This window comes from Haloarcula salinisoli, assembly GCF_019599405.1.
Lineage (GTDB): Archaea > Halobacteriota > Halobacteria > Halobacteriales > Haloarculaceae > Haloarcula > Haloarcula salinisoli.
The window spans coordinates 580,815-600,770 of sequence record NZ_RKLQ01000001.1 but is presented as its reverse complement, the minus strand read 5'-3'; the positions used below and the strand labels follow the sequence as shown (position 1 = coordinate 600,770).

Annotated in this window: 19 protein-coding genes; 8 read left to right on the top strand and 11 right to left on the bottom strand. The window is 65.8% G+C overall.

The features are described from left to right. Nucleotides 1-2 precede the first annotated feature (2 nt). The 5 genes from EGD98_RS03085 to EGD98_RS03065 all read left to right on the top strand — a co-directional run bounded on the left by EGD98_RS03085 (nucleotide 3) and on the right by EGD98_RS03065 (nucleotide 4,090). Nucleotides 3-770 (top strand): cytochrome b family protein, encoded by a 768-nt coding sequence (locus EGD98_RS03085; protein WP_220586887.1) that lies wholly within the window; start codon nucleotides 3-5, stop codon nucleotides 768-770. 362 nt (nucleotides 771-1,132) lie between these two features. After that, nucleotides 1,133-1,471: a DUF7315 family membrane protein gene (locus EGD98_RS03080; protein WP_220586886.1), complete on the top strand. Its 339-nt coding sequence runs from the start codon at nucleotides 1,133-1,135 to the stop codon at nucleotides 1,469-1,471. After that, entirely contained in the window at nucleotides 1,464-1,736 is a 273-nt protein-coding gene (locus tag EGD98_RS03075) for a DUF7314 family protein (RefSeq protein ID WP_220586885.1), read from the top strand. Before EGD98_RS03080 ends, EGD98_RS03075 begins: the two co-directional genes overlap by 8 nt. Nucleotides 1,737-1,823: 87 nt before the next feature. Further along, nucleotides 1,824-3,755 (top strand): histidine kinase N-terminal 7TM domain-containing protein, encoded by a 1,932-nt coding sequence (locus EGD98_RS03070; protein ID WP_220586884.1) that lies wholly within the window; start codon nucleotides 1,824-1,826, stop codon nucleotides 3,753-3,755. After that, nucleotides 3,749-4,090, top strand: a complete 342-nt coding sequence (locus EGD98_RS03065) for an ATP-binding protein (RefSeq protein ID WP_220586883.1) — start codon at nucleotides 3,749-3,751, stop codon at nucleotides 4,088-4,090. The genes EGD98_RS03070 and EGD98_RS03065 overlap by 7 nt, the downstream gene beginning before the upstream one ends. Here EGD98_RS03065 and EGD98_RS03060 read toward each other — a convergent pair whose 3' ends face one another. The 3 genes from EGD98_RS03060 to EGD98_RS03050 form a co-directional block, all read right to left on the bottom strand. Next, a complete protein-coding gene (locus tag EGD98_RS03060) occupies nucleotides 4,091-4,552 on the bottom strand; it encodes a DUF7313 family protein (RefSeq protein ID WP_220586882.1) in 462 nt (153 codons plus the stop codon). It abuts the gene before it with no gap. Nucleotides 4,553-4,662: 110 nt separating this feature from the next. After that, complete coding sequence (locus tag EGD98_RS03055; RefSeq protein ID WP_220586881.1) at nucleotides 4,663-5,382, bottom strand: NAD(+)/NADH kinase; 720 nt, start codon at nucleotides 5,380-5,382, stop codon at nucleotides 4,663-4,665. A gap of 371 nt (nucleotides 5,383-5,753) precedes the next feature. Next, nucleotides 5,754-6,989, bottom strand: a complete 1,236-nt coding sequence (locus EGD98_RS03050) for a digeranylgeranylglycerophospholipid reductase (RefSeq protein ID WP_220586880.1) — start codon at nucleotides 6,987-6,989, stop codon at nucleotides 5,754-5,756. 115 nt (nucleotides 6,990-7,104) lie between these two features. On the opposite strand from EGD98_RS03050, the gene EGD98_RS03045 reads away from it, so the two are divergent. Then, nucleotides 7,105-8,325, top strand: coding sequence for a hypothetical protein (locus EGD98_RS03045; protein ID WP_220586879.1), 1,221 nt, complete (start codon nucleotides 7,105-7,107; stop codon nucleotides 8,323-8,325). 24 nt (nucleotides 8,326-8,349) lie between these two features. Here EGD98_RS03045 and EGD98_RS03040 read toward each other — a convergent pair whose 3' ends face one another. From EGD98_RS03040 to EGD98_RS03020, 5 genes are all read right to left on the bottom strand, one after another. Beyond that, nucleotides 8,350-9,411: a DUF4352 domain-containing protein gene (locus EGD98_RS03040; protein WP_220586878.1), complete on the bottom strand. Its 1,062-nt coding sequence runs from the start codon at nucleotides 9,409-9,411 to the stop codon at nucleotides 8,350-8,352. 97 nt (nucleotides 9,412-9,508) lie between these two features. Beyond that, on the bottom strand, nucleotides 9,509-10,516 hold the full coding sequence (locus EGD98_RS03035; protein ID WP_220586877.1) for a DUF4352 domain-containing protein: 1,008 nt from the start codon (nucleotides 10,514-10,516) through the stop codon (nucleotides 9,509-9,511). Nucleotides 10,517-10,691: 175 nt separating this feature from the next. Continuing rightward, on the bottom strand, nucleotides 10,692-12,023 hold the full coding sequence (locus EGD98_RS03030; RefSeq protein ID WP_220586876.1) for a metallophosphoesterase: 1,332 nt from the start codon (nucleotides 12,021-12,023) through the stop codon (nucleotides 10,692-10,694). A gap of 111 nt (nucleotides 12,024-12,134) precedes the next feature. Continuing rightward, nucleotides 12,135-13,505 (bottom strand): cryptochrome/photolyase family protein, encoded by a 1,371-nt coding sequence (locus tag EGD98_RS03025; RefSeq protein ID WP_220586875.1) that lies wholly within the window; start codon nucleotides 13,503-13,505, stop codon nucleotides 12,135-12,137. An 84-nt stretch (nucleotides 13,506-13,589) separates the two neighbouring features. Next, a complete protein-coding gene (locus EGD98_RS03020; RefSeq protein ID WP_220586874.1) occupies nucleotides 13,590-13,796 on the bottom strand; it encodes a hypothetical protein in 207 nt (68 codons plus the stop codon). An 83-nt stretch (nucleotides 13,797-13,879) separates the two neighbouring features. On the opposite strand from EGD98_RS03020, the gene EGD98_RS03015 reads away from it, so the two are divergent. Then, a complete protein-coding gene (locus tag EGD98_RS03015) occupies nucleotides 13,880-14,116 on the top strand; it encodes a twin-arginine translocation signal domain-containing protein (protein ID WP_220586873.1) in 237 nt (78 codons plus the stop codon). 186 nt (nucleotides 14,117-14,302) lie between these two features. Here the strand turns inward: EGD98_RS03015 and EGD98_RS03010 are convergent, their stop codons facing one another. After that, on the bottom strand, nucleotides 14,303-15,166 hold the full coding sequence (locus tag EGD98_RS03010; RefSeq protein ID WP_220586872.1) for a 2-oxoacid:ferredoxin oxidoreductase subunit beta: 864 nt from the start codon (nucleotides 15,164-15,166) through the stop codon (nucleotides 14,303-14,305). After that, nucleotides 15,163-16,938, bottom strand: a complete 1,776-nt coding sequence (locus tag EGD98_RS03005) for a 2-oxoacid:acceptor oxidoreductase subunit alpha (protein WP_220586871.1) — start codon at nucleotides 16,936-16,938, stop codon at nucleotides 15,163-15,165. Before EGD98_RS03005 ends, EGD98_RS03010 begins: the two co-directional genes overlap by 4 nt. Before the next feature lie 120 nt (nucleotides 16,939-17,058). Between EGD98_RS03005 and EGD98_RS03000 the strand changes: the two genes are divergently transcribed. Further along, a complete protein-coding gene (locus EGD98_RS03000; protein WP_220586870.1) occupies nucleotides 17,059-17,694 on the top strand; it encodes an FAD-dependent oxidoreductase in 636 nt (211 codons plus the stop codon). 452 nt (nucleotides 17,695-18,146) lie between these two features. On the opposite strand, the gene EGD98_RS02995 is transcribed toward EGD98_RS03000, so the two are convergent. Further along, the gene (locus EGD98_RS02995; RefSeq protein WP_220586869.1) at nucleotides 18,147-19,955 is read right to left on the bottom strand and encodes a formate/nitrite transporter family protein; all 1,809 of its coding nucleotides are present in this window, start codon (nucleotides 19,953-19,955) and stop codon (nucleotides 18,147-18,149) included. Nucleotide 19,956: the final 1 nt, after the last annotated feature.

Sequence of the window (19,956 nt, the reverse complement as noted above, 5' to 3'; positions counted from 1 at the left end):
CAATGAGCGACAACGAATCAGACGACGACGTTCGCACGGACGGCTCGGGCTCGGGTATCGTCGCCCCGGACGACGAGACCCCCTCGTGGTCCGAGCGCAAGCAACGCACACAGGGCCTCTCCCGGCTCACCTACGAGTACTTCGAACGCGGCCGCCGCGAGGACCAGGACCTGCGCCAGCAATCAGACTACGTCGAACGGGACGTGCTGGCGTTCCCGGCCTGGCCCCACGAAATGATGCGTAACCTGGCTCTGACGAGCTTCTTCGTCGGAATGATACTGTTCGTGGCCGCAGCACTCCCACCGGAGATGCCAAACCCCGCGAACTCGGGTGTGACGCCGGCTATCATCCTACCCGACTGGTATCTCTACTGGTCGTTCGGGCTGCTGAAACTCGGTCCGCTGAACCCCGACCTGGCCATCCTTGGCGGGTCGAAGATAATGGCCGACCGGACTTACGGTGTGCTCGCAAACGTCGTGGTCGTGGGTTTCGTCGCCATCGTCCCCTTCCTCAACAAGGGGTCGGCACGACGCCCCGTCGAGCAGCCGTTCTGGGCCGCCGTCGGGATGTCCGGCGTCATCTTCAGCCTGACCATCGCCGCGCTCTCGATCAAGAACCTCATCCCGATGGACTCGAACCTCCTCTTTGACCTGACGTTCCTGGTGCCCATCGTCAGCGCGACCATCACCTACGCGGTGCTGAAGACCATGCGTGAAGGCTACATGTTCACGCTGAACCGGCGCTACTACCGCCTCCGACCGCCTAAATAGCGAACCCGTTTTTGCTGTTTTCGTGGCTCGTCCTGACTCGATAGTATCGACGCTGTACAGCCAGAAAGCTAGCAGTAGGCGTCACCACAGCTGATAACAGCCAGAAAGGGGCGGCTGCGTGGCGGCGTAGCCGCCACGTTTAACGAGGTCGGCGGAGCCGACCTCGCTTGCTACACGAACCCCGGCGAAGTAAGCACTGGACAGAGCGAACGGAGTGAGCGAAGGAAGCGCGCAACGAGCCGCGGGAGTGTAGCGGGCCGGGGCTTTCTGACTGTTCCAATGGGTTGTCACTGACCCTAATTCAGCCGTTGTTGCTAGCCCATCTCGCCGCAGTAAAGTAGCTGAGACACTAACCACCGTCAATGAGCGAGGCCGACCAGGAGACCGAGGACCCGCCCCAGATTACCAGTTCGGGCGAGGGCAAACAGCGAGAGGTCGTCGTGCCACTTCGCCTCTACAAGACCGTCACGGTGTTCTCCACGCTGTTTGCGATACTGAGCGTGGTCGGTGGGTTCATCCTCGTCGACGTGGCGACCGAGCGGGCGTCGGCCCCGGCCTCCGAAATCGACATCCCGATAGCGATTCTGGGCATCGGATTGATTCTCGCCGGCACCGTGGTGTACGCCTTTTCCACGCGCTTTCGCACCGCGGAGATGGGAAAGTCTAAAGACGACGGTGACGAACCATCTGATAATGGCTGACGAGTTCATCAAAGGGTTCGCCGCGCTGATGGTCGGCGGGCTGGGCTGGATGACCATCGCGGGCTGGTACCGAACGCCGAGCTTCGAAGGGGCACAGCTCATCGGCGAGCTACCGCCACAGGAGTCCCTGACTGTATTCGACACGGCGGCACTGCTGCTTATGGACGCGTTCTTCTGGTTCGCCATCTTCGGCTGTCTGACCTTCTGGGTCGCCATCCCGCTGTTCAGCGAACTGCGCGAGTATCTCGACGAGCGGTCGGCCTGAGCGGAAACCAGCGGTTCCCGACGTGTAAACCGTCTATACGGACGTTCTGCCAAAGATTATAACTAGCTACTGAGCCTCATCAGTACTGTGTGGGGTCAACTCTCGGCGTTTGCGCTGTTCTATCTCGTCGCGACGACTGTCGGTGCGGTCGTGGCATCGGGACTGGCCGTCGTCGCCTACCGGCGCCGTGACCAGCCCGCAGCCGCCGAGTTCGCACTGCTGAACGTCACCGTCGCCGGCTGGTGTGGGACGGCCGTCCTCGCCAGACTGGGGGTCCCCGGTGCCGACTACATCTGGCACGTCAACAACATTTTCGTCTTCTCGCTCATCTTCGTCTGGTTCGCCTTCGTTCTCGCGTACACCGGCCGCTCGGAATGGATACGCCATCCGGCGATGCTCGCGCTGTGGTCCCTGCCCGGCGCAGTGGTCTTCACGGTGTTGTATCCCCCGGCACAGTCCATCCTCGTCACCGACGGCCCCGCGAAGACGGTGGAGGGACTGAGCGTGGTGCCGTGGAGCTTCACCGACATCGGCGCGCTCTTGCTCGTCCTGGTCTTCCTGCTCGATATCGTCGCCTTCGGGCTGCTCGCTCAGTTCGTGTATCGGTCGCGAGCGCCCTACAGCAGGCAGGTCGGCGCGATAATCGGGGCACGCCTGCTGGGGCTGGCGACCGGTGTCGCCTTCTACGCGGGCTTCTTTCCCTACAGCGACCTCAGTCTGGTGCCGGCGGCCTTCGCGGGCCAGAGCCTCGTCATCGCGTGGGCGCTGTTCCGGTACGACTTCCTCGACGTGGTCCCGCTGACGGCCGGCACTATCGTCGACCAGATGGCCGACGCCGTCGTGGTACTGGACGCCGACGACCGGGTCGTCGACTACAACCCGGCGCTTGCGAGTCTCATCGGCTGTGACGAGTCGGCGATGGGGCGTCACGTCGATACCGTCCTGCCGGGGCTACCCGGTGCGCTGGAGCGGGACGGAACGGTCGGCCTGGTTCCGGCGGGGGCAGATACGCCACAGCGGAGCTATCAGCCCCAGAGCACGCCGCTGTACGACCACCACGACGTCTACCGCGGGCGGCTCGTGGTCCTCCGTGACGTGACGCTGCAACAGACCCGCGAGCGGACCCTGGAGGCGCTCAGGTCCGCGACCGAGCGGTTCCTCGACGCGACCGACCCGGAGACCGTCGCCGAGATCGCGACAGAGACGGCCCAGCGCGCGCTGGACTGCCCGTACTCGGGCGTCGTCCGCTACGACGGGGAGGCAGACCGGCTCCGGCTGGTGACGCTGACCGACGAACTGTCGACGCTGGTCGAGGAGAGCGGACTGGAATCGAACACCGATGGGCATCCTGCGGCGTGGTTCACAGCCGAGAACGAGCTGTGGCAGGTGTTCGAGCGCGGCGAGCCGAGATACGAGGTCCCGGTCTGGGTCGAGCCCGGCGGCGACGACCCGGCGGTGACGGCCGCGCTGTTCCCGCTCGGCGAACACGGCGTCTTCGGTATCGGTCGCCGGGCCGACGAGGGTACCTTCAGCGACGAGGACCGCCGGTTCGCCCGCACGCTCGCGGACTCCACCGAGACGGCACTGGACCGACACAAACGCGAGCAGGAACTCGAGGCAAGCCGGCAGGCAGTCGAACAGCGCACCGAGCAGCTCCAGTTTTTCAACAGCGCCCTTCGCCACGACCTGCGGAACGCGGTGATGGTCATCGACGCCAACCTGGAGTTTCTCTCCGAGCACGTGACCGACGCGGGCCGCTCGCACCTGGAGACGGTCTCGGCGTGGGTCAGCGATATGACGAGCCTCATCGAGACGGTCAGTTCGCTCACCGACGCTATCACGAGCCCGGGCCACAGCGAGCGAGCGCGACAGGCGGTAGACCTCTCGGCCGTCCTCGAAGAACGGGTCGACAAGTTCGCCGAGAGCCACGACCAGGCCACCGTCGATACCGATATTCCCGACGGACTCCGCGTGACCGGCGACGAGCTCGTTGGGCAGTCATCGACAACGTCGTGCTGAACGCGCTCGAACACAACGACACCGACCAGCCGTGGGTTCGGGTCACAGCGCGAGCAGAGCCCGATACAGTCGTCGTCCGTGTGGCCGACGACGGTCCGGGCATCCCGGAGAAGTTCCGAGGCGAGGTGTTCTCGCCGGGCGTCACCGCCGACGAGAGCGGCACTATCGGCTTCGGACTCTACTTCGTGAAGGTGATGATGGAGGAGTACGGCGGCCACGTTCGTTTCGAGGCCAACGAGCCGCGAGGGACCGTCGCGGTGCTCACGTTCGAGCAGGCGACGAGCGCGGAGAGCGATACCACGAGAAGCGCCGAGGCGTCAGACCACGGTGGGTAGTCAGACGACGGCGGACCAGGGGTCCTTGATGAGCCAGAACAGCGCCTGGTAGCCCGCGTACATCGCGACGAGCAGGACGGCGACGATGGCGCCCTTTGGCCGTTCGAGCGGGATGTCCCGTCGCGCTTCGACCTTGCGGGACTCGAACTCGAAGAAGTCGGTGACGACCGCACCGAGGACGAGCACCGACATGACCATCCCGCCGTGGTGGGCGATGGTCATGTAGAAGAAGGCGGTGACGACCAGCAGGACGTTCGTTGCGATGTGTGCCGGATGGCGGGTGATAGCCTCCGCACCGCCGTCCTCGTACTGGGCTTCGTGTCGTCGGTGGGCCAACAGGCGCGTCCCGAAGTTCGCCAGGACGAGCACCAGCAGGACGTACTCGATGACGAGCACGCCACCGGGAGCCTCGCTCCCGAAGATGGTGTCCAGCGGCCCAAAGAGGATGACGTCTGGCTGCATACGTGCTTCTCTGTACGACGCCCATTAGTGTCTTTCCAATTTCCGCAGGTCAGACGGTTAGTCCGGACGGCGCCGAGCCTGCGGTCGGCCCGTCACGACGCCAGCTCGTGTCAGTGAAAGCGAGAACAGCTCGCCTCGAGGACGGCGACCCGCAGGGCCCCCGACTGCTGGAGGCGCGCGGTCTCCCCGCAGGCCACCGTCGTCACCTCGTCACCGTCGGCGTACAGCGCGACGGTCGCTTCGTCGCGCTCGACGGAGACCGAGAGCCCGTCGAGGGAGACCACCCAGTGGTCGGGGTTCACCTGGAAGGGGGCGATGGGGGCGACCACGCCGACCGACTCGGCGGGCGCAATCACCGGCCCGCCGATGCGTCGCGCATAGCCCGGCGACCCCGCCGGCGTCGCCAGGGTCACCCCGTCGGCGCGGAACCGCCCGACGCTGTCCGATGTCGTCTCGACGGCGTACTCGGAGATGCGCGCCGCTTCGGCGGTGACCGCCGTCACGTCGAAGACGACCGTCCCCACGTCCTCACCGGCCACGGACACCTCAAAGAGCGGATGGTGTTCCGTGACGGCCTCGTCCAGCCCCGCGACGGCGGTGGCGACGTCGTCGCGGGAGACGGAGCGGACGCCCCGACCGGCAGCGACCGGGACCACCAGCGGGTCGGTGGCAGCGGCCGCGACGGCCCGAACCGCCGGCTCGCCAACGGTGACGACCCGCTCCGTCGTCGGGACGCTGTCGACGGTCCCAGTCGTCACCGGAACACCGGCCTCGCGGAGCCGGTCGGCCACCGCCGGGTCTCCCACCACGCCCACGGGGCTGTCGCTCATTGGGCGAGAGTCCCCGCCGCCCGGAGAAAAAGTTGCCGCACTCGCGCTAGCAACGGCGGTGGGAGTAATAGGAGTCGCGAACCGCACGGGCCCCGAGTATGTGACCGCAAAGAGGCAGAAAGGGGCGTTCGCGAGCGGCATGGCCGCCCGCGAGCTCGGGAGACCTCCGGTCTCCCGGTGACGGGCTCCGGGAAGGCGGGCGACGTAAGCACTGAACTGAGCGAACGAAGTGAGCGAAGGAAGCGCGCAACGAGCCCCCCGACCGGAGCCAGTCGGGGCTTTCTGGCTGTTTGGAACGCTGTTAGAAGACACTGCTAGCCGGCCGTTCAGGCTATCAGTACTGCCACTTGAGGGCGCGAAAACAACCGTTCCTAGCGATTCAGCCGTCGTTTGGCGTACTGGGCGAGCAAGGAGAGGTCCGAGAAGTGCGTGAGTTCCAGGATAGCGCGCCGGTCGCCTCGATTAATCTGTTCGAGCGTGTTGCTGTCGGTCCGCCGGAGGTCGTCCATCAGCTCGTCGTAGCGGTCGTTGGGGGCGAGATACAGCAGCTCGGTCATCATCAGTCGGGCGTCGTGTTTGGGGGCGACGTCACGGTGCCAGAGCTGGTCGTAGACCGAGAGTGTGTCGGCGTCGGTCTGGGGTTCGTCGGGGGTCAGCGCCGCGTCGACGGTAGCGGCGGCAGCGCGGGCCGACTTCATCCCCTTGTGGATGCCTTCGCCCCACAGCGGGTCGATGGTGGGGACGGTGTCGCCGATGGCCATGAATCGGTCCGTGCTCATCGATTTGGGTTTCTGGATGTGGGCCGACCCGCGGTGGGCCTGGGTGCCGCTGATCTTCTCGGCGTCGTCGAATCGCGGGTCCGAGTCCAGCCAGTATTCGAGGTAGTCGTCGATACCCATGCCCTCTTTGGCGTACTTGTGGTGGGAGCCGTTCTGGATGTAACAGAGGCCGACTTTCGCCGTATCCTCGCCGGTGTGGAAGATCCAGGAGTAGCCGCCGGGAGCGAGGTCGTGGTCCAGGCGAAGCATCATCGCGTCCCGGAGGTCGGCGTAGTCGTCGTGGTTCACGGCGACGTTCTCGAACTCGTACTCGATGCCGATGGCCTGGTGCTCCCGTTCCAGGTTACAGACGTCGAGTTTCTTCGCCAGCGGCGCGGCCGGGCCGGTGGCGTCGATGACGATGTCGGCGTAGACCTCCCTGTCCCCGTCGTATCGCACACCCACAATCTCGCCGTTCTCCATGATGGGGGCCGACACCCGCGAGTCGAAACGGTAGGTCGCGCCCTTCTCACGGCTGTCCTCGACGAGGAAGCGCTTGAAGTCGGCGAATTCGAGGACTGCACCGGTCTGGGTCCGGGTGTAGTGGTCGTTCGGGGACTCCAGGACCACCTTGTCGGTGTACTGCATCACGACTTCGTCGGGGATGGCGAAGGCTGTCATCGCCGACGGGAAGGTTCCGGCCGTCGATTTGTTGCTCGGACGTGGGAACTGCTCTTCGGGCTCGGTCTCGAGCACCAGCACGTCGTAGTTCCGCTCGGCCAGGTCGCGAGCACACTGGCCGCCGGCGGGACCAGCCCCGGCAATCACCACGTCAAAGCGGTCGCGCATGGTTCAACCGAACGCCGTCTATCTAATCAGTCTTGCTTTATTGGCTGCCGGGTCCGTCTCTCGAAAGGGTAAAGAAGCCGCCAGTCACAGCAGTGTCCATACCGGGTCACGACAGATGGTTCTCAAAACAGGGGCAGCCGTTCTCGCCGAGAGACGCGGGCTGCCGACGGCGCTCCGGTCGGTGCTTGGCTACTACGCCGACACGGGCGTGTTCGACTACAGCAGCCTCTCGCTGAAATCCGAGATCGACGAGCGGACCGAGCGGATGCTCGACGACGTCTACGACCGTATCGAGGACGCCCTCGCCGAGGAGTTCGGCCACCCCGTCGACTTCAGCTACGACACGAAGCTCATCCTGCCCGCGCGGCTGACACTGGGCTACGTCTACCGCGCGGCCCGGCAGGAAGCGGACACCGACCCCGTCGGCGACGATATCGCGACCGGTGTCCCACCGGTCGAGGACGCCGCCCTCGACGGCGAGTCGCCCACGCTCACGCCGCGCGAACAGGTCGTCCGCGCCGAACAGATGACCCGTCTCTCCATCGAGGCGCTGGTCGACGGCGACATGCGCGACGCCATCAACGACGCCGAGTTCGAGGATTTCGAGGTGGAGTTTGGCGAGGGCGACCACAGGGAGCCCTCGAAGCGAAACGGTGAGCGAAGCGAGCCGTGGAGCCCGAGCGAATCGGACCGCCGCCGGGTCGCCGAAGTCGCACAGGAGACGCTGCAGTCCCATCTCGACGGCCTGCTCGCCGACCTCCCCGATTCGGTGGCCGAAGCCTACCAGTGGGCCGTCGACTACTCGGAAGCCCACCAGGACCGGGACGACCACTTCCGCGAGCTGATGGAGCGGGCCGAGGCCGGCGACGAGGAGGCGATGGAGGCCATCCGCGCGGAGTACAAGTTCGCCGACTACGAGGAGCCGCCGGCCACCCTGTCGGCCGACGAGCAGGCCTTGCCCTACAGCAAGACCCAGTACGCCCGCGTTGGGGTAATCTACGACGGAATGCTCGACCTCTACCGGCTCGCCGGGCTGGACATCGACGACGACTTCGCGAAGGCCATCGTGCTGGCCATCATCGGCGCGCAAGTGTGGTTAGACGACGTCGACGACTACGCCGACGACCGCGCCGAAGGACAACTGACCCCCGTCACCGCGGAGTACCTGCTCCGCCCGGACGACCGGGCCGCCTACTACCACGTCGTCGATATCACCGAACAGTATCTGGACCTGGCAAAGGAGTACGCCACGGCCGCCGACTCGCCGTTGACCGGAGTGGCGGTAGAGTACATCTATCGCTCCGGCGACCCGAGTGTGTTGCCCGGCCACCGCTGACGGCGGCGAGACCTCACTCGCGGGTCAGCGCAGTTCGAAGAACGTCCGGTCGCCCTCGGCGAGATAGTCGAAGTCCATCACCAGATACAGCGGCGACAGTCCCCGCGGGGCCTCGAACGCGATTTCGCCCCGGCGCTTGCTGTCCGGCTGAATCGGCGTGCCCTGTGAGAACTCACGGTCGAGTACGCTCGAGCCGACGAACGACGTGTCGTACGAGCGGCCCGCTTCGGACTTGAGTGACAGCTGGAGGAGCGTCGAGACGGTCAGCTCCTCCGAGCCCGTGTTCGCGACCGTGATATCGATAACGACGAACTCGTTGCCGGCGTCGGGCGTGAAGTAGTCGGACCCCATCGACGTCCAAACGGAGTTTACCGTGAGTTCGGTGTCCTCGTAGGCGACGGTGTCGCCGAGGTCGTAGACGGGGACCGCGAGGTCCTGCGTGAGGGTGCGCCCGGAGCCCTGTCTATCGAGGTCGACCGTCGCGCTGTCGTAGCTGAACAGCGAGTCGTCGAGGTCGACAGTGAGTGTCAACCCCGACGCTTCCCGGGGCACCTCGAAGGCGACGATACCCCGAGTCACTTCGCCGGGCGCCAGTTCACCGCTGTCGAGTTCCGCATCCGAGAGAATAAACGACTGGTCGTACTCGTAGGACTCACTGTCCCTGACGGTCAGCTGGAGAAACGAGGAGAAGTTGATGTACTCGCTGTCGGCTTTGTTCTTCGCGGCCATGTCGACGACGACGAACTCGTTGCCGTCGTCGGCCTCGCTGTACTCGCCGACGGTCGTCGTCCGCTCGGCGCTGTAGGCCACAAGCGCCAGCCGGTCCCCTTCGATGACGTCGCCCAGGGCGGCGCCGGCAGTCCCGCCCGTCGACTGCTCGGGCGTTCCCCCTCCCGAGGCCGTGTCGGTCGCCGTCGGACTGGCATCCTCGTCGGACTCGTCGTCGACCTGCTCGGGCGGGTCGACGTCGTCCGACGAACAACCGGCGAGTGCACCGGCGCCGGTGAGCCCGGCCAGTGTGTGCAGATACCCTCGGCGGCTCGGTGTCGGGGCGACGGTGCCATCGTCAGCGCCACCATTATCCATAAGGCAGGTTTCGTGGAACACCGGATATAGAGGTATCGGCCCGGGACACCGCTGCGAACTGCGACACCACGCTCGTCCGATGGGACAGGCGCGGCCGTCACCGGAGCTGGTAGAACCGCCGGCCGCCCACCCAGACGTCGTCGAGGTCCATAACCAGATACAGGGGTTCGACACCGGCCTCGACTTCGAATCCGAGTTCCGCTCGTTCCCTGTTGCCCGGGGCGACGGTCATGGACACGGCCCCGTTATCGATGGTCCGCACGGCGGTGGGGGAAAAGTCGTACGTCCGACCCTCGCTGTCCTTCAACGTCGCCTGGAGGACGTGGTTGAGAAAGAGCTCGTCCGAACCGGTGTTCTCGACGATGATATCCACGAAGACGAACTCGTTCCCCGGGGCCGGGCTGGCAGTATCACTGCCGGTCGACGTGCGGACTTCGGTCGCGGTAAAGCGCGTGTCCTCGTACTCGGTGGGTTCGCCCAGCTCGTGGACCGGCACCGCGAAGTCGTGGGTGAGCGTTCGGCCCGTTCCGTCCGATTCGAGGGTGATAGTCGCCGTACCAGCGCCGGAGGGCTCCGTCGTGGGCGTGACTTCGAGGGTCAGCCCCGTCGCGTCCGGTGGTACCCTGTCGAACGTGACAAAGCCACGTGCGACTTCGCCGGGAGCGAGCTCGCCGGCGTGTAACCGGGGGGTGGGACCGACCACCGTCGCGCCGTACTCTCTGGACTCGCCGTCCCGAAGCGTGAATCCCCCGTGATACGAAAGGCCGACGTACTCGCTATCGTGCGTGTTCTTGACGGCCACGTCGACGACGACGTGTCCATCGCCGTTGAGCACCTCCAGGGTCTCGAAATCCGCCGACCGACCGACACTGTAGGCGACCATGGCGAGCCGGTCGCCTTCGACGACGTCGCCCACTGCTGGGCGGTCGGTGCTCCCCGCCGACGGCGTGCCGGTCGGCGTTGACGCAGAGGTAGACGGTGGGTCCGAGTCCGTGGCATCGTCGGCGGCGCAGCCGGCGAGCGACAGCGCGCCGACGGCACCGACGAGCGAGGAGAGGTACCGCCGGCGGCTCCGGTCATCGGTTGAAGAAGGCGGAGTATCCATAAGGCAACTGTCCGTTGCTCCGGGGTACAGAACCCCTCGGTAAAATGATTGCGCCGGGAGCACCCTGGCAACGCCGTTTAGTCGACGATGAACGACCGGGCGATATCCAGAGCCCCGGACCAGTATCCGGGGGGAACCCGGGCGAGAGGGGTGCCGGACGCGGAGACCGTCCCTCTCACTCGGCTTCGACGGTTTCGACCGTCTCCTCGCCGGCCACCACCGCGCGGTCGGGGAGGTCCGTATCGGGTTTCCGGCCCAGCGTGAGCAGGCGTTCGGTGAGCGTGAGCTCCTCCGGGCTCGGGCTGGGTTTCTGGATGGGCTCGTACTCTACGGCGACGCCGTCGGGCGCCTGTGCGATACGGACCGCCGAGAGCTGGTAGGACGGGTAGAACACTGGTGGGAGGATGCCGATGATACCGTCGCGACGGTGGAGTCGCTTGAGCCACGTCCCGGTGTTCACCATGAGACCGCCGTCGACGGCCTGCATCGTCGGGCGGTGCGTGTGGCCGTAGCAGTAGATGGAGGTCTGGGGCTCCTCGGCGAATATCTCCTCGGCGGCCCCCTTGTAGGGCGCCTCGGCATCGACGGTGAGGCCGGTCTCGAAGATGCCAAAGCGGTTTATCGTCTGCCGGACGTCACGTCGGAGGAAGTACAGCGGAATAGCGACGAGCAACAGGATGCCGGTGATGGCGACGTTGGCCGCGAGCAGGAACCAGACGGCTGTCCCAGCCGGGCCGAACTGCGCGAGAAACGTCGTCGCGACGGTGACCGGCGTCGACCAGATGCCGAGGATATCGAGCCCCGCGACCACGGCGAGGACGGCGCTGATGTTGAAAAGCAGGAGGAAGGGTACCAGCGCGTACCGGAGCACGGGGTTCATCTCCCGATAGAAGTACTTCGAGAGCAGCCACACCGGCATCCGCTCGGTGGGTGTCACCGCCTGGACGTCCTTCAGCCAGTTGTACCGGCCGCGGTCGGAGAGCTGGCCGGCCCGGCTCGTGACGAGCGTGTTGTAGTAGTAGCCAAGCGGCGTCGCGTTGGGATCCCCCCAGGCCTCGATTGCGTTGTTGGGGTCGTGCTGGTGGCCGTGTTCGAAGTGGACGACCTGGTCACCCACCACACGCGTGAGCGACTGCCCCTGAACGAGGTCGACGTTGTACTCGGCGAACCGCTCGACGTACTCGTCGTAGGCCGCCAGCTCGTGGTCGTGGTTGCCCGGCAGCAGGGTGATATCGATGTTTGCCCCGGTCCTGTGCAGTTGCTCGAACAGCTCCGGATAGGTGTCGACGAGGACCTCGAACTTCCCCAGCCCGTCGACTTTCGTGAACTCCCAGAGCCCGAAGGCGTCGCCGTTTATCACCAGTTCGGCGTTCTCGTCGGTCTCGGCCAGCCGCGCCAGGAAGTCGAGCAACTCGTCGAGAAACTCGACCTCCTCTAGTTGCTCGTCGCCGCCGATGTGGAGGTCACTGATAACGTAGTAGACACGGTCGCCACTCTCCTCGCCCATTGCACTGGATTGGTCCGTCAACGGTATTGGTCTTTGGGGGTGCCTAACGTCAACTTTCCCATCGGGTCTGTCGGTTTCCGTGTCGGAATGGGCGGTGTACCACCGGCCCGGCTACCGTTTGCCCAGTGCGGTCTCGAAGACCCGCTGGGCCCGCTCGTACGCCTCGTCTCGGTCGACGATAGGGGCGGGATACTCGGGGGCGAGCGCGGCCCGCTCCTCCGCCGAGAGTGTGGGCCAGTCGACGACTTTACCCGATGGAACCCCGCGAAGTTCGGGGACGTACTCGGTGACGTAGTCGGCCCCGTCGTCGTACTTGTGCATCTGGGCGACCGGGTCGAAGATGCGCACGTCGACGGAGTCCGTACCAGTAGAAGCGGTCCACTGCCAGTTGGCGGCGTTGTTCGCGGGGTCGTGGTCCAGCAGTTGCCGTTCGAAATACCGCCGTCCTTCGCGCCAGTCGACCAGCAGGTGCTTGGTGAGAAAGGAGGCGACGTTCTGGCGGGGGCGGTTGTGCAGGTATCCCTCCTCGTTCAGCTGTCGCATCCCCGCATCGACGAGCGGGTAGCCGGTCTGGCCGCGTTTCCACGCGTCGAGCGCTTCGGGGTCGTTCTCCCAGGCGATGGCGTTCGGGATGGCTTTGTAGTTCTCCGAGGGCAGCGTGGAGTGGTGGGCGAGCAAATTGTAGTTCTGCTCGCGCCAGGAGAGCTCGTAGCGGTACTTATCGACGTTGCGCCGGGCGTCGCCGTCGACCGCTCCGGACCGCTCGGTCGCGTCGGCCCAGAGCTCTCGAATCCCTATCATCCCCGCGGCGAGATACGGCGAGATGCGCGAAACCGCCCCGACGGGCCGGGCCACGGCCGCACGCATATCGTCGCGCGTGTCGCTGTAGGATTCGATGCCGTCGGCCAGAAATCGCTCCCAGCGTTGCCGCGCGGCGGGTTCGCCCGCCGCGGGCAGGTCGATGTCGGCCTCGGCGTCGGGGATGGGCCGCGGGTCAGAGATATCGGCCAGCGCGCCGGTGTCGGGCGCCGGGGCCGGGTCGGGCTTCTCGTGGGTCTGCCAGTCGTCGTAGAAGCGGCGGTGGTTCTCGTAGCGCGGTTCCAGCTCGGCCGGGTCGACGAGCACGAGGTCGGTGACGGCGGTGGTCGGGACGGCCTCGTCGACGGCGCGCTGACGGTCCCGGCGAACCGGTCGGTAGTGCTCGTTGTAGAAGACCCGGTCGGCGTCGTACTCGTCGGCGACGGCCGGGAGGACGTCGGCGGGGTCGCCGATGCGGACGAGCAGGTCACTACCGCGCTCGCGGTAGGCGCCCCGCAGTGTCCGGAGGCCGTTCGTCCAGAACGCCCACTGCCGGTCGCCCACGACGTCACGGACGGCGGAGTCGACGACGAACACCGGAACGACGGTGTCGTCGGCCGCAGCGGCCGCGAGCCCGCGGTTGTCCCGGATTCGGAGGTCCCGCTGGTGCCAGAAGACGTGCATGGTCGGAGTACGCGAGCGACGGGTATGACTTGGGCCCCAACTCTGTTGTGTATGCCTGTGTGTTCTGGCCGGTCGTGGGTCCGCTCAGCGGTCGGTGTACATCGTCCACAGCCCGTGACCCGAGAGCGCGACGAGAGTCAGCGATGAGAGCACTGTGAAGTAGAAAATATCGACGTCTACCGGGCCGACTGTGACGCTGTCGGCCCCTGGTTCCGTGAGTCGGAACGTCAGCACGACCACGCCGATACCGACGACGAAGTGCTGCCACTCGGAGAGCCGGTCGACATCCATCGGCGTACAGTTCGCCCGCCGGACTAACCAGCCTTTCCGTCGCCGGGGATAGCTTTAGATACACCTGCGCCGACGGGATGGATATGACACGAGACGACGATACCTCCCGGCGTCGTTTCCTGCTCGGAACTGGTGTCGCAATCGGAACGGTCGGTCTCGCCGGCTGTGGGATTCCCGGTGGTGGCGGCGGTGAAGAAGAGGAAGAGGAGGGCGGCGGCGAAGCGGAGGAAGAAGACGGTGGGGGCGAGGAAGAGGAAGAAGACGGCGGGGGCGAGGAGGAGGAAGAAGAAGAGCAACTTCAGGGGCCGGAAGCAACGTAACGAGCGGCGTGGTGGCCGGGCGCGGCCTCCGTGCCGCGCAGACGGGGAAGGGCAGGCTGTCCTGCGTGAGCATCCGGCGGCCGGAGGCCGCCGGTTCAACGCGAATCGCCACAGGCGATTCGCGCCTTTTTCATGAACGTTTTTGCAAGCGGGGGTTCGCAACGCGAACCCGACGCAGAAAAAGGTTCAGTAGAACTCTCGAACCAGGTCCATCGCGCCCTCGGGGGCGCCGTCGGGTATCTCGGCCATGGAGCCCTCGACGCCCTCGCGCTCCTCGAAGGGCACCGAGTTCTCGTCCTGGTAGAGGACGCCCATGTACTCCTTGTCGCCTTCCAGAATCTTGTCCTTGGCCTGCTCGCGGTCGTGTCGGTCGTGGTCCGTCTCGTCTAAGTCCTCGATGGTGTCCCGGAAGTAGTCGTAGGTGTCGACGTCGTTAAACGTGACACACGGCGAGTAGACGTTGACGAAGCCAAAGCCGTCGTGTTCGATGGCCTCCTGGACGATTTCGGCGTGGCGCTGGGAGTTCGAGGAGAACGTCTGGGCGATGAAGGTCGCACCGGAGGCAAGCGCCAGCGCCTTGGGGTTGACCGGCGGCTGGTTCGGCCCGTCGGGCGTCGTCGCCGTCTCGAAGTCCTCCCGGGAGGTCGGGGAGGCCTGGCCCTTGGTGAGGCCGTAGATGCGGTTGTCCATGACGACGTAGCTCATGTCGACGTTGCGCCGGCAGGCGTGGATGAAGTGGCCGGCACCGATGGAGTAGCCGTCACCGTCGCCACCGGAGACCATCACCTCGAGGTCGGGGTTGGCCATCTTGACGCCGATACCCACCGGGAGGGCGCGGCCGTGGACGCCGTGTAAGGCGTAGCTGTGCATGTACGTCCCGATCTTCCCCGAGCAGCCGATACCGGCGACGATAAACGTGTTGTCGGGGTCGTTGCCGGTCTCGGCGAGCGCTTTCATCATGCCGTTCATCGTCCCGAAGTCACCGCAGCCGGGACACCACGTCGGTTGCTTGTCGGACTTGAAGTCCGTGAATCGAATGTCTGAGCTCATTCTGCTTGCACCTCCTGTGTGCTGGTCGCGTCGGCGATTGTCGCTTTCACTTCCGCGGCCAGCTCGTCGGCGTCGAACCGGACGCCGGTGTACTTGTTGATGCGTTCGACTCGCTGTAGGACGTCGTGCTCGATAACGTCTGCGAACTGGCCGGTGGCGTTACACTCGACGACGATGGTCGTCTCGGCGGCCTGCACTTCCTCGGTCAGGTCCGGGCGCGGGAAGATGTACGGGACCGAGATGAAGCGCACGTCGATACCCTCCTGGTCGAGGAACTCCATGCCCTCGCGCATCGCGCCCTCGTTCGAGCCCCACGAGATGACGAGCGTGTCCGCCTCGGGGTCGCCGAACTCGCGGTAGTCGAACTCCTCCTGTTCTTTCGCAGTCTCGACCTTCCGATTGCGCTTGTCGACCTGCTCGACGCGGACCTCGGTGTCTTCGGTCCGGCGGCCGAGTTCGTCGTGTTCGAGGCCGGTCGTCATGTGGGCGCCGTCGGTCGTGCCGGGGAACGCGCGCGGGGAGACGCCGTCGGCGGCGGGGAAGTGCGCCTGGAACCGACCCTTCTCGTCGAGCCACGCGTCGATGTCGTTCTCGTCGACGACCTTCCCGCGGTCGATCTCGACCTCGTCCATGTCGAACGTGTCGGGCGAGAACGTCTGTTCGGTGACGGCCATCGCCAGGTCCGAGACGAGGAAGACGGGTGTCTGGTACTTCTCGGCGAGGTTGAACGCCTCGATTGTCTTCCAGAAACACTCCGAGATAGTGGTCGGCGCGACGACGAAGCGGGGAATCTCGCCGTGACCACCGTACAGCGTCATGTTGAGGTCGCCCTGTTCCTGTTTGGTGGGCATCCCGGTCGAGGGACCGGAGCGCATCACGTCACAGATGACCAGCGGCGTCTCGCTGGTCGCGACCAGGCCGAACGTCTCGGTCATCAGGTCGATACCCGGCCCGGAGGTGGCGGTCATCGAGCGCGCGCCGGCCCGTGCCGCGCCCAGCGCCATGTTGATAGCCGACAGCTCGTCTTCGGCCTGGACGACCTTCCCGCCGAACTGGTCGATACGTCCGGTCAGGTACTCCATCACGTCCGTCGCCGGTGTGATGGGGTAGCCGGCGTAGAACCGACAGCCGGCGGCGATAGCGCCCATCCCGATGGCCTCGTCGCCGTTGAGCAGGACGTAGTCCTCGTCGGTCGTCTCGACGTCGTAGGGGAACTCGTGGTCGTACTCCTCGCGGACGTACTCCTGGCCCTTCCGAGCGGCTTGCTTGTTGTTCTCGACGATGGCTTCACCCTTGTCGCCGAAGCGTTTCTGGAGACTCTCGTCTAAGTTCTCGATGGGGAAGTTCGTCACCTCACACGCCGCGCCCAGCGCGACGACGTTGAGCATGATGGCGCCGCCGGCGTCCTCGGCGAGCCGTTTCAGGGGCACTTCCAGGGCGGTCGCACCGTGGGGAACCTCGACGTCCTGCATCGTCGAGCGCTCGCCGTCGTAGATGACGACGCTGTCCTCGTGCAGTTCGTCCTCGTTCTCGTGGACGGTGCGCTCGGTCAGCGCGATGAGGATGTCCAGCCGGTCGACCACGCTCTCGACGCGGTCGACCGACGTCCGGATCTTGGAGGCGGTGTAGCCGCCACGTATCCTGGAGGCGAAGTCCTTGGAGGTGAAGACGTGTCGACCCGCCCGGGAGAGAGCCTGCGCGAAGATTTTCCCGGTAGAGTCGATTCCATCGCCGGCTTCGCCGCCGATGGCCCAGTTGAGGTCGTCTGGCATACTACCACACGGATAGCCTGTGGTGGGTGAAAAGGCTTCTGTGTGCGGGCGCGCGCGTGCTACGGTCTCGACCCGGCGACGACCGAAATCCCCTTGTCTCCGTGCTCCAACCGCCCTGACATGGACGAACGTTCACTCACTGTGGCCGCTGTTCGGACAGTCGGCCCCGACGCCATCGCTATCGACGTCGAGACCCCCGGCGACTTTACCGCCCAGCCCGGCCAGTTCGTCAAGCTCACGCTCTCCGTCGACGGCGAGGACGAATCTCGCTTCTACACCATCTCCTCGCCCGACGTCGACGGCGAGTTCGAGATGACAGTGGGCATCGACCCCGACGGCGAGGTCGCACCCCAGCTGGCCGACCTCGAGGCCGGCGACTCGGTCCGTATCTCGGGCCCCTTCGGCTCGGACTACTACGAGGGCGAATCGCACGCGGTGCTGCTGGCCGGCGGCCCCGGCATCGGCCCGGCCATCGGCATCGCCGAGCGCGCCATCGCCGACGGCAACGACGCCGCCGTCGTCTACCGGGACGACGCGCCGATTCACGAGGAGCGTCTCGACGCGCTCCGGGACCAGGGCGTACTCGTCCACGTGCTCGAGGGCGACGCCGACCTGACCGACGCGGTGGCCGAGGCCTCGAGCGCGGGCGGCCAGGTGTTCATCTACGGCTTCGCCGACTTCCTCGACGACGCGACCGCGGCGCTGGAAGCGGCCGGCGTCGACACCGAGGACGCCAAGGTCGAGAACTTCGGCTAGGAACAGTCGCTCCGAATATTGGTTCTGACAGCGTTCGAGACAGCCAGAAAGCCCCGGCGGGCTGAACTTGGGGGACTCGCTGCGCTCCTCGCTCGTTGCACTCGCTGTGGTGCTTGCATCGTCCGCCTTCGTTCAGCCAGCCACCGGGAGACCGGAGGTCTCCCGAGCTCGCGGGCGGCTTTGCCGCCCGCGAACGCCCCTTTCAGTCCCGCCCGTAGCCGGTTGGTCAAACAGCGCTGGGTGGGACTGAAAGGGGCCGCGCTATCGCCGAAGCACGGCGAAGTAAGCACCGTAGCCGACCGCAGGGAGGCGAGGAGCACAGCGAGCCGCGCGAGCCGATAGCGCGGGGGCTTTCTGGCTGTTCGCAACGCTGTTGGCGTCCACTGCTAGCGGGGCTTTCTGGCTGTTCGCAATCGCTGCTAGGCAAAACCTCTCCACAGCAACGGTAGTTTTCACTTATTCCGCCGCCCGGCACCGAACAGCCGCTCTGTGAACGACCGGTCGGTCTCCCGTTCGGTGAGCAAGACGGTGCTGTCAACGTCGTCGACGACGTTCAGATGGAGCGAGTCGGTGACAAGCCGGGCGAGGATACCCTGCTCGGTCGCGCCGAGCATCACCATCGTGTGGTCGGCGGCTTCGCGCTCGATGACCCCCTCGATATCGCCCGAATCGTCGACGATACGGGTCGCGTCGGCGAGGTCGTGGCCCTCGGCCCACTCGCTGAGGAACGCCTCGCCCGCTTCCTGCTGGCCGGGGTCGGCGACGTGCAGGAGTGTTATCTCCCCACCGGTGGCCTCGCGCAGCCCCCGGGCAATCTCGGCGCTCAGGTCCGAGGCCGGCCCGCCCGCGGTCGGAACGAGCATCCGTGAACAGTCGCCGCCGCGGTCCTTGACCACGAGGAAGTCCGCGGGGAGCTGGTTGGTGAGTTCGGCCAGCGGACGCTCCGCGCGGGCACTGGCCCACAGACCGTGTTTCTCCCAGTTCATCAGGACGAGGTCGGGACGGGTGCGGTTCGCCCGGTCGAAGACCTCCTCGAACGAGCGGTGCGAGACGATGGTCGAGGTCTCGAAAGTGACGTCGTAGCGCTCGCCGATGCGCTCGATATCTTCCAGTTGGGTCGAGGACTCCTCGACGATGCGCTCTCGCTGCCGGCGGTCGTCGGCCGCTTTGCTCTGTTTTGGCGCCTGAACGACGTGGGCGACGTGGACCGTCCCTTTCTTTCTGGTGCTTGCGAGGGTACAGGCCAGTTCGACCAGCCCGGACTCGGTGCGGGGGTTCGCGATGGGGACGAGCACGCGGTAGGACTCGGGGTCTCTGACGAAGTCCTCGACGGTGTCGACGAGCGGGACGTACGACCGGCCCGCGAGGTTCCCCAGCAGCCACTCGCGGACGCTGAGTCGCCGGACGTGTTCGAACCGGGCCGTCTCGAGTCGGTCCTCCGTCGTCTGGTAGTAGTTGACGATGGTGACCAGCACGACGCCGCCGACGGTGTTGCCAAGCATGACGGGGATGACGAAGTCGGTCATCGCCAGCAGGAACCCCAGATCACCGACGAGCATCAGATACACCGCTTCGGTGAAGGAGACGACCACGTGGAAGAGGTTCGCGAGCGGGATACAGAGGAAGGCCAGATAGACGACCGCCAGCCGCGTGATGGTGTCGCGGGCCGCGAAGTTCATCCAGACGACGCCGGCGACGATGAGCCCAGCGAACGCCCCCTTGAAGAACAGTTCTAGATTGGACGTCTCGTAGACCCCCTTGGTGGCCAGGTCTGCCGCGACGGTCGCCGCCTCGGGGCTGAACACACCGCCGTAGGCGAGTACGATAGCACCGATGGCACCACCGGCGAAGTTCCCCGCCGCGACGATACCCCAGTGGCGCAACAGCGCCGGAATCGACGCCAGCCGCTCCAGGGTGAGCGCGACCGGCGGAAGCGTGTTCTCGGTGTAGAGCTGGTACCCACCGATGATGATATAGATGAAGCCGATGGGGTAGAGCATCGCCGCGAGGATCTTGCTCTCGGTCTTGGGTACCATCGAGGCGTAGACGAGCAGCGTGATAGTAATCGCGAACCCGCCGGCCAGCGCGCTGAAGAACAGCTCGCGGGCGCCGGAGGTTATCTCGTGGTCGGCGTCGGCGACGATACGCTGGAAGACCTCGTCGGAGGAGAACTTGTCCGGAACGACCTCGCCCGAGACGGGGACCTCCTCGTCCCCAGCACCGTCGCCCGCCGACCCCGACGGACCGTGTGAGTCAGCCATT

What these genes read in the sequence shown, in the direction of transcription:
- EGD98_RS03085 (WP_220586887.1), top strand. Translation starts at nt 3, where the DNA reads ATGAGCGACAACGAATCAGACGACGACGTTCGCACGGACGGCTCGGGC.
- EGD98_RS03080 (WP_220586886.1), top strand. Translation starts at nt 1,133, where the DNA reads ATGAGCGAGGCCGACCAGGAGACCGAGGACCCGCCCCAGATTACCAGT.
- EGD98_RS03075 (WP_220586885.1), top strand. Translation starts at nt 1,464, where the DNA reads ATGGCTGACGAGTTCATCAAAGGGTTCGCCGCGCTGATGGTCGGCGGG.
- EGD98_RS03060 (WP_220586882.1), bottom strand. Translation starts at nt 4,552, where the DNA reads ATGCAGCCAGACGTCATCCTCTTTGGGCCGCTGGACACCATCTTCGGG.
- EGD98_RS03055 (WP_220586881.1), bottom strand. Translation starts at nt 5,382, where the DNA reads ATGAGCGACAGCCCCGTGGGCGTGGTGGGAGACCCGGCGGTGGCCGAC.
- EGD98_RS03050 (WP_220586880.1), bottom strand. Translation starts at nt 6,989, where the DNA reads ATGCGCGACCGCTTTGACGTGGTGATTGCCGGGGCTGGTCCCGCCGGC.
- EGD98_RS03045 (WP_220586879.1), top strand. Translation starts at nt 7,105, where the DNA reads ATGGTTCTCAAAACAGGGGCAGCCGTTCTCGCCGAGAGACGCGGGCTG.
- EGD98_RS03040 (WP_220586878.1), bottom strand. Translation starts at nt 9,411, where the DNA reads ATGGATAATGGTGGCGCTGACGATGGCACCGTCGCCCCGACACCGAGC.
- EGD98_RS03035 (WP_220586877.1), bottom strand. Translation starts at nt 10,516, where the DNA reads ATGGATACTCCGCCTTCTTCAACCGATGACCGGAGCCGCCGGCGGTAC.
- EGD98_RS03030 (WP_220586876.1), bottom strand. Translation starts at nt 12,023, where the DNA reads ATGGGCGAGGAGAGTGGCGACCGTGTCTACTACGTTATCAGTGACCTC.
- EGD98_RS03025 (WP_220586875.1), bottom strand. Translation starts at nt 13,505, where the DNA reads ATGCACGTCTTCTGGCACCAGCGGGACCTCCGAATCCGGGACAACCGC.
- EGD98_RS03020 (WP_220586874.1), bottom strand. Translation starts at nt 13,796, where the DNA reads ATGGATGTCGACCGGCTCTCCGAGTGGCAGCACTTCGTCGTCGGTATC.
- EGD98_RS03015 (WP_220586873.1), top strand. Translation starts at nt 13,880, where the DNA reads ATGACACGAGACGACGATACCTCCCGGCGTCGTTTCCTGCTCGGAACT.
- EGD98_RS03010 (WP_220586872.1), bottom strand. Translation starts at nt 15,166, where the DNA reads ATGAGCTCAGACATTCGATTCACGGACTTCAAGTCCGACAAGCAACCG.
- EGD98_RS03005 (WP_220586871.1), bottom strand. Translation starts at nt 16,938, where the DNA reads ATGCCAGACGACCTCAACTGGGCCATCGGCGGCGAAGCCGGCGATGGA.
- EGD98_RS03000 (WP_220586870.1), top strand. Translation starts at nt 17,059, where the DNA reads ATGGACGAACGTTCACTCACTGTGGCCGCTGTTCGGACAGTCGGCCCC.
- EGD98_RS02995 (WP_220586869.1), bottom strand. Translation starts at nt 19,955, where the DNA reads ATGGCTGACTCACACGGTCCGTCGGGGTCGGCGGGCGACGGTGCTGGG.